This is a genomic window from Streptococcus infantis, assembly GCF_001579645.1.
Taxonomy (GTDB): Bacteria; Bacillota; Bacilli; order Lactobacillales; family Streptococcaceae; genus Streptococcus; species Streptococcus infantis_E.
The window spans coordinates 76,258-84,749 of sequence record NZ_KQ970825.1; the positions used below are offsets into that span (position 1 = coordinate 76,258).

At 38.1% G+C, this 8,492-nt stretch carries 7 protein-coding genes; all 7 read left to right on the top strand.

Annotated elements, in window-relative coordinates; genetic code table 11:
* The first annotated feature begins 16 nt into the window (after positions 1 to 16).
* Entirely contained in the window at positions 17 to 3,991 is a 3,975-nt protein-coding gene (locus SINDD18_RS09780) for an SspB-related isopeptide-forming adhesin (RefSeq protein ID WP_061863976.1), read from the top strand.
* 71 nt (positions 3,992 to 4,062) lie between these two features.
* The gene (locus SINDD18_RS09785) at positions 4,063 to 4,482 is read left to right on the top strand and encodes a hypothetical protein (protein WP_049503650.1); all 420 of its coding nucleotides are present in this window, start codon (positions 4,063 to 4,065) and stop codon (positions 4,480 to 4,482) included.
* The gene (locus SINDD18_RS09790; RefSeq protein WP_241497369.1) at positions 4,469 to 4,786 is read left to right on the top strand and encodes a hypothetical protein; all 318 of its coding nucleotides are present in this window, start codon (positions 4,469 to 4,471) and stop codon (positions 4,784 to 4,786) included. The genes SINDD18_RS09785 and SINDD18_RS09790 overlap by 14 nt, the downstream gene beginning before the upstream one ends.
* A gap of 9 nt (positions 4,787 to 4,795) precedes the next feature.
* Positions 4,796 to 5,545, top strand: coding sequence for a hypothetical protein (locus tag SINDD18_RS09795; protein WP_061863977.1), 750 nt, complete (start codon positions 4,796 to 4,798; stop codon positions 5,543 to 5,545).
* 56 nt (positions 5,546 to 5,601) lie between these two features.
* A complete protein-coding gene (locus SINDD18_RS09800; protein ID WP_061863978.1) occupies positions 5,602 to 5,976 on the top strand; it encodes a hypothetical protein in 375 nt (124 codons plus the stop codon).
* Positions 5,918 to 8,281 carry a VirB4-like conjugal transfer ATPase, CD1110 family gene (locus SINDD18_RS09805; RefSeq protein ID WP_061863979.1) on the top strand — a complete coding sequence of 788 codons (2,364 nt, stop codon included), beginning with the start codon at positions 5,918 to 5,920 and terminating at the stop codon, positions 8,279 to 8,281. The genes SINDD18_RS09800 and SINDD18_RS09805 overlap by 59 nt, the downstream gene beginning before the upstream one ends.
* 10 nt (positions 8,282 to 8,291) lie before the next feature.
* Positions 8,292 to 8,492: hypothetical protein (locus SINDD18_RS11465; RefSeq protein ID WP_241497370.1), on the top strand; the 201-nt coding region annotated here is incomplete at its 3' end.

Here is an 8,492-nt window from a genome sequence, read left to right on the forward strand (position 1 = left end):
TAAAAAAGGAGAATGAATGAAATTTAATAACGAGACACAAGCAATCGGTTCAATCCGAAAAACAAAACGATGGGGAACATGTGGAGTAATTCTTGGTTTAGCTGCCTTGGGCTTGATGACTAGTCCGGTTAGAGCAGATGAACGAACTGAAAATCCAGCCACAAATGCTCCCTATGCACAGACGAATCCAAGTAGTATTTCTACAGATAACCAAGGAAAGAGTGAAGAAAAAACAGGTTCATTAGAAGTTTCTATTTCACATTCAGGTTTAGATGAAACTGTTAAAAAGGCACAGGAAGCTGGGGTGAATGTAGAATTCGATTCTGTAGTGGACAAAGGTACAGCGAGTTCAGCTTCTGAGTTGGATCAAAAACAAAAGGAAGTCGAAAACGATTACCGAACACAAGCGGATAGTATTGCGGAAACTACTGAAAAATATCTCGAAGATAAAAAACAGAATCAAGCGGAACGCAAGAAAATCCAAGAAGAAAATGCTACAAAGAAAGAGCAATATAAAAATGATTTAGCTTCTTATCAAGCTGAAGTTGAGCGTATCAATCAGGAAAATTCGAAAATCCGTGAAGAGAATGGGAAAAATCAGAAGGCTAATCAGGCAGAAATTGATCGTATAAATCAAGAAAATGCAGAAATCCGAAAACGAAATGAAGCTAAGAAAGCAGCTTATGAAACTTCTTTGACAGAATATAAAAATAAGCTAGCAACTGCTAAAGCTGAGAAAGAGGCAATTCAAACAAGTAAGCCTTTATTCGGATCTGATACAGGTTTCAAAGTCTATGGAGGCTTTAACTCATCTGGTCGAGGGATGGAGTATTATGGTGACTTTACAGTTGTACCAGATGATGATCTCCAAGTAGAGAGCATGGAAGGATTTTTAGGCTATCATGCAGACACTTATGTAACAGGGACTGAAGGAACTCAAGTTGGCAAAGATGTTACAGGAGCTTACGATGTCATTAAAGCTCCAAAAGTCGGAGATACATTTTATATTCACAATATTGGAACTCTTACGGATGGTAGAAAGGTAACGGCCAAAGTCAGAGTTTCTGATTTAGGTGACTACCAAGGCGAAGTTCGCAATGGTGTTCCTGTGACAGATCCAGATATTTATCTTAAGGGTGGAGATGGTGGAAGTTTCTACTTTGTCTATAATAATCATACCCGTTTGGAAATGGTTTTTGATTTTTATATTGAAGGAACGACAACACCAGCTTCTCTATTAATCGGAACTGTGATTTCAGATGTCGATTGGGGTCAAGGCTCAAATTTGAGTTATGGTTCATCTGGTCGTGGAATGGTTATTAATCCGAGTGGCTCTGGTTTGAATTTTGATGGACGAGTTATGAGAGGAGTTGAAGAAGGTGTAAATGATGCTTCAGATATTCCTAGAGCTTCCTTTGCCTCAGTAGGGTATGGATCTAGCCTAACTTATCTCCACACTTCCTCTCCAGGATCTAGAGAGGGAAGAACAGCAGCCGAGTGGGATGCGGAGAATGCGAGAGGAAATGCTCAAAATGTTGTGTTTACAATTCTGGGATCTGGAGCGGAATTGAAGAAGGTTTCTTTCGTGCCAAAACCTGCTGCCGTAACATACGAAAAGGAAACTCCTCTACCAACTTCCCCGAAAGGAAAAGTAGAGGAAGCACTACCACCAAAACCGGAGGAGCCAAAGGAAAAAGAGCTTCCGTCTTTGTTGCCAGCTCCAACTGTTAGAGTTAGATATGCCCGTCTCCAAGCAGTGCCTGACCTAGAAAAATTTGTAAAGAATTCTGCAGGTGAATCTATTGATAAAAGCTATGTGACTAAGCTTTCAACAGTACAGTGGGAATTAACAACTAAGCCTCTTCCAGCTAATCGTGAAGCTATTACAGACTTTGAAATTGTAGATGCATTACCTTCAGGTTTTGTACTAGATGTAGAAGCTTCAAAGAAGGCTAGTTCAGATTTTGAATTAACTTATGACGAATCAAGCCATGTTGTTCGGATGAAAGGCTTAGAAAGTTTGAAATCTAAGCTTAATCAAGATTTAAGTAAAGAAGTGCTAGTTCCAGCTCCAATTTTAGTAGGTAAGGTTACGAATGATGGGGCAACTTATAAGAACAATTTCCAATTAAAGATCAACAATAAGTACGAAAGTTATTCAAATATTGTTCAGGTTTCAACACCAGGTAAACCGAATGATCCTGACAATCCAAATAACAACTTAATCAAGCCTCTCAAACACAATCATAATAAGGATGGTGTTATCATTGATGGTAAAACAGTTCTAGCTGGTTCAACTAATTACTACCATATAACTTTGGATTATGATCAGTATAAGGGGATAAAGGCAGATCCAAATGCTATTCTAAAAGGCTTTGGTGCAATTGATGATTATCCAGAAGAGGCAGTGACTATCAATCAATCTGATATTCGTTATATTGATAGCGAAGGAAAAGAAGTTTCGGGTATTTCAGTGTATCAGTACGATTCTATCGAAGCTGTTGATAATGATAAAGTTAAAGCCTTTCTAGATAGTTCTGCAATTAAGCCTAAGGGAGCTTTCCAAGTATTTTTAGTGGATGATCCAGAAGCCTACTTTAACCAATATATCAAAGCAGGAAAATCTGTTACAATTATTGATCCAATGGTAACTAAGGAAGAACTACGAAATACAGGAAAATCATTTGAGAATACGGCTTACCAAGTTGATTTCGGTAACGGCTATCAAACTGATACAGTTGTCAATAATGTTCCTACTGTTAAACCGAGCAAGAAGAATCTGAACAAGGCAGGTGTTGACATCGATGGGAAACAAGTCTTGGCAGGATCTGTAAACTACTACAAGGTAACTGCAGATTATAGCCAATACAAGGGCATTGAAGTAGATAAAGATCGTATTGGTAAAGGCTTCTACATTGTTGATGATTATCCAGAAGAAGCTGTTACGATCAATCAAGATGGTGTTCAAGTGACTGATTCTAAAGGTCAAGTGGTTAAAGGCTTGAAAATGGCTCTTTATGAAAGTCTAGAAAAAGCTCCATCAGGTGTACAAGAAGCCTTGAAGTCTAGCAATTTCACTCCAAAAGGAGCTATTCAAGTATTTGAGGCTGAGAATCCAGAGGAATTCTACAAGACCTACGTTCAAACTGGAGAAGTTCTGACGATTACTAATCCAATGACTGTTAAGAAGGAATTGGGTCAAACAGGTGGTAAGTATGAGAATACAGCCTACCAAATTGATTTTGGGATGGCCTATGTAACTGAAACAGTAGTCAATAATGTTCCAAAGATTGAACCGAAGAAAGATGTAGTGATCGACCATTTAAGCAAGGAAAGTTTAGATGGAAAAGAAGTCAAGATGAATCAAACATTTAATTATAAATTAGTTGGTTCCTTGATTCCAAAAGATCGCTCAGAACAGTTGTTTGAGTATAAATTTAGCGATGATTACGATGAAACACATGATGATTATCAGAGTGTTTATCAAGTGTTTGCGGCTGTAGATTTTGAAACAAGTGATGGCCAAAAATTCAAAGCTGGTGATGAATTAACTAAGTTCACAAGTCAAGTAGTAGACAAGGCTAAAGGTAAAGTAGATATTAGCTTTGATGATACTTTCTTGAAGTCAATTTTAGAGACATCAGAGTTTCAAGCAGAAGTATATCTACAAATGACACGTATTCAGTCAGGAACAGTAGAAAATACTTATTATCATACAGTTAACGGTGTGGAAGTTGTTTCTAATACGGTTGTGACTCATACTCCAGAAGAACCAAAACCGGAAGAACCGAAAAATGAAGAGCCAAAACCGGAACCAAAACCAGAGCCAAAAACTCCTGAAGAACATCCGCAACAACCAGTAACTCAGCCAGAACGAAGCTTGCCTTCAACAGGGGAGAAGGATTCTGCAGATTTACTATTAGCTGCTCTAGCAATGGGAAGTGTTGCTACAGGCTTGCTCTACAGCAAGCGCAAGAAAAAAGAGGCTTAGAATACTCTAGGAACCTTTGAAATAAGCTATTTTTATGGTATAATAACGGTAAATCGTGGAGGAGTAGGATTATGAAATTTGGGAATGATTTTTCCTGGTTATGGGTAGCTATCATTAGAATTTTTACAGCTCCCTTTTATATCGTTCTTTGGTGTATTAATGTTGTAAAATCCACTATTGGTATGTTTATTCTGTGGGTTATAGCTAAAATATGTATAACAATCGTATTGATTGGGGGAATGGCAATCATTCATCATCTATTCAATTTTCCAAGCGAAAACATAATTGATAATATTTTTGGATGGTATACACCGCATATTTTAGGAATGTCCCATGATTCACTTATTACTGCTGGTCAAGTGGTTGATGCACCAAAAGGAGGAGGGTTATTTTTCCCATATCCGAATTTTGAAGTTCCAATTATTATTGGCCTCAGTATTCTAGTAGCTACTGTTCGGACGATTTATCGTGAAGAATTTGAAGAATTATAAAAATAGTATTGTGTTTGGCACTGTAGAAATCTCTGCAGTGCTTTTTGTTATAAAAAAATTAAAAGAGGTAAAACAAATGGAAATCATTACAAAAATTATTACTGGTCTAGGCGTAGTTGGAACAATTACAGGTCTTATTTGGATCTGGAATGGTTCAGTTGACTATATCCAAGGAAGAAAGAATAAAGACAAGCAGAGACAGGATGATGGTTCTGATTCTATGATTAATGGTGCATTTCTGGCCGTGGCTTCTGCAGGAATTGCCGCAGCAGTCGTCGCATCGCTATCCCAACTAAAATTTTAGGAGTAGCCTATGAATTTAGATATTAGAGAGCTAACAAGCTCTCTTTCTAGTTATAGCTCTGCTACAAATCAAGCTGTAAATATGATGGCTGATGCCGTTAGACCTATTGGGTATATCCTTTTAGGTCTTTTTTTCTGGTTTGAAATGGCATCGTGGTCACAAATGGTCAAGTCAAGGGGAGGTGCATTAACGCAGAAGATTTGGTTAGAGGCTTTAATGAAATATTTATTTGCTTTCATTATGATCTCTGCTTCATCTCAGATTTGTGATGCCATTCTGGAATTACTTAATATTGTTGTGAAAGTGATTGCTCATGTAACACCTACCGTTAAAACAACCATTGATTCTAATATTTCTGGTGGGAAAGGAATGATTGAAAAAACTATCATTACCTTAGTCGGAAAAGCTGTAAGTGGAGTGGCTAACATAATTTTAGGGATTATTGTTTTCTTACGTTACTTGGATTTGTATATGCTTAAAGCTATAGCTCCATTGTTAGTAGCGTTCTTTATGATGGACTCGTTACGATCTGTTACGATTAATTTCTTGAAATACTTTGCGGCCTCTGCCCTTATTGGTGTCATCCTAATTATTGTTTCTGTTGTATATGATTCGATTGTTGCAGCAGATATCCTTAAGGTTACGACTGGTTCCAGTGATTCATGGGGAACAGCCTTTGCTTCAATTGCTAAGGGGGTTATCTATATCTTTGTAATGGTTGGATCTAGTCGAAAAGCTAAGCAACTTTTAGGAGTGTAATCCATGTCTAGAATAATTAGAATTGATCGATCTTATTTTATATGAAAGGAAAATAATTGAAAAAAATTGGATCAGAATTTTTAAGAGAATTTGAAACTGAGGATAAGCCTATTCTATTTGGCTTAACTACTAGAATGATTGTTCTATATGTGTGTTTAGTAATAGCTGTCTCAGGGACAATTACTATTTATTTCTTTGGTTTACCTGATTGGTACATTTATCTTTGGGATGCTATATTTGTAGTTCCTGGTGCAATGTACGGTACAGGAATGACAAAAAGAATGCGGATTAAAGAAAAAATCAATTTCTTTTTCCGAATTCAACAAAGAAGCTATGAGACAGAGTTTGGAAAGGTAGGAATGTATACGAAAGATGAGTTTATTCAAAAGCAAAAGAGAAAAACTAGAAAACGCAGAAAAGAAAAGAATTGAGCGCTTGCGTCGTCAGATGAAACCGACGACTCAAAATACCATCAATTACACGCTGCTCCATGAAGATGGATTAATGCACATTGCACGTGAGAAGTATTCTCGTAGTTTTATGCTGGGGGATGCTTCTTACTCAACTGCTCAACAAGATGAAAAAGAGAGCATCATCGATACAACGATGGATGCTCTAAATTCACTGGATGAGGGCAGTAACTATCAACTCTTAGTAATCAACCGTAGAGTATCGGATAACTCCTTGCAGAATATCTTGTTTGAAGAAACAAACGATGGCTACGATGACTATCGTGAAGAGCTAAATGAGATGATTAAGGAGCGATTTACGACACACGCTAACAACTTCGAGGTACATAAGTATGTGACCATTTCAACGAACGCTGATGATCGAAAACAGGCGCAGTTGTTACTACAAGATATTGGAGTTTCCCTGGGAACACAATTTCAGGAAGCTGATATTACATTTAAGGAAATGAATGGTCTGGATCGTCTGAAGGTCTTTTCTGAACTATTACGAGGAAACCCGTATGTCAACTTTGATTATCGAGAAATTGCTCTTTCTGGGTTATCAACGAAATCATTTATCGCTCCGAACCGAATTGAGTTTCAAGAAAAACGAATGATTATTGATGATAGTTGGGCCAAGGTACTCTATGCCCACCGATATCCTAACTGGATGTCTGATCGTCTCATTCGTGATTTAACAACACTGGGATTTGAACTAGCCATTACTATCCATGCAGAGCCCTATGAGAATGTTGAAATCTTAGAAAAGATTGACGATGCAGAAACGGATGCTGAAATTGGGAAGCTACGTTCTAAACGTAAGGCTGCTCAATCTGGTATCTTTGATGATGCGGTGGTTGCTGGTCGTGACCAAGAAATCTCAGAAGCTACCAAGAAGTGGCGAGATGAGATTACTGAGTATGATCAGAAAATCTTTTCCGGCTTGATTGCAGTGTATTTTAAGGCAGATAGCCAGGAAGAACTACAACGTAATGAGCAGAAGATTAAGCGTGCTGGACGGAAGCTAGGGGTAGAATTTGAAGATCTTTATTATTACCAGGAAGAGGCTCTAAATACGATTCTACCTATCGGAGAGTGCTTCGTAAATGTGAAGAAGAATTTCATGAGAAAGATGACAACAGCTAATATTGCTACGCAAGTTCCTTTTACTAACGTGGATTTAAAGTCTGACAGCTCACATGCTCGCTACTATGGTCAAAATCAGTTATCAAACAATATCATTACACTGGATCGAAAACGTGATCTGAATACGGGTTCAGGTGTTGTGCTTGGTTCCTCTGGATCTGGTAAGTCTACTACGATTAAGGGTGGAGAAGTCATTCCGACTTTGCTGAAATATCCAGAAGATCAAGTAATCATTGTGGATCCCGAAGATGAATATTCTGATATTGGCCGTGCTTTCGGTGCTCAGATGGTGGATATTTCGATTGGTTCTAAAACACATATCAATCTTTTGGATCTACCAGACCTAGATCGTCTGGATGATGAGGATGATGATCCGATTGGAGATAAAGCAAACTTGTTGATGGGATTGTTTGAATCGATTCTATCTGAGGTAACAGATGCACAGATTGGGATTATTGACCGGGTAACAGGTGTGACTTATGAGCGATATTTGACAGAGGATTTCACTCCTACGTTAAAAGAGTGGCACCAGGTATTGAAGGAACAACCAGAGCCAGAAGCTCAAGATTTGGCTTTGGCGGTAGAAACCTATACAACTGGTTCTCAAGATATTTTCGCTCACAATACCAACGTGGATCTCAATCATCGCTTTGTTATCTTTAATCTGAAGAAGTTGTCGCATAAGTTGAAGCCGTTCGCATTGATGGTTATTCAGGATTATATCTGGAATCAAATTGTGGAGAATCAAGGAAAATGTACTACATGGGTTTACTTTGATGAGATGCAGATTCTATTTAAAAATAAGGCTCAAGCAGACTTCTTTACTACGTTGTATTCACGTATTCGGAAATACGGTGCGATTCCAACAGGAATTACCCAGAACGTTGAAACGCTAGCTGCTGTTGAAGAAGGTCGAAAATTGCTCTCAAACAGCGAGTTTATGATTTTACTTAAACAAAAACCCCAGGATTTGGCTATCTTAAAAGAGATTGTTAACTTGACTGACAAACAGATTCGCTACTTGGCTCGACCAAAAGCTAAAGGTACTGGCTTAATCGTAGCAGGGCCAGTTGTAGTGCCATTTGAAAATCCAATACCTAAGGATACTAAGTTATATAACTTAGTCGCAACAGACGCTTAGGAGTCTCACTATGGATCAGGAGAAAGGCAGACCAAAAACAATCGGTCATAAGATAGATCAGAAGCTGGAAACAGTCCGGAAGAATTACCGCACTGTTCAACAAGATAGTGCTATGCGAATGAAAGAGCTAAAGTCACAATCACGTTCTACGAATCGCATAGTTAAGAATAGTCATAAACAATTTAGAGCTTCAAGAGCCAAAGTCAAAAAA

Coding starts and splice junctions, on each gene's coding strand:
- SINDD18_RS09780 (WP_061863976.1), top strand. CDS start 17: ATGAAATTTAATAACGAGACACAAGCAATCGGTTCAATCCGAAAAACA.
- SINDD18_RS09785 (WP_049503650.1), top strand. CDS start 4,063: ATGAAATTTGGGAATGATTTTTCCTGGTTATGGGTAGCTATCATTAGA.
- SINDD18_RS09795 (WP_061863977.1), top strand. CDS start 4,796: ATGAATTTAGATATTAGAGAGCTAACAAGCTCTCTTTCTAGTTATAGC.
- SINDD18_RS09805 (WP_061863979.1), top strand. CDS start 5,918: ATGAGTTTATTCAAAAGCAAAAGAGAAAAACTAGAAAACGCAGAAAAG.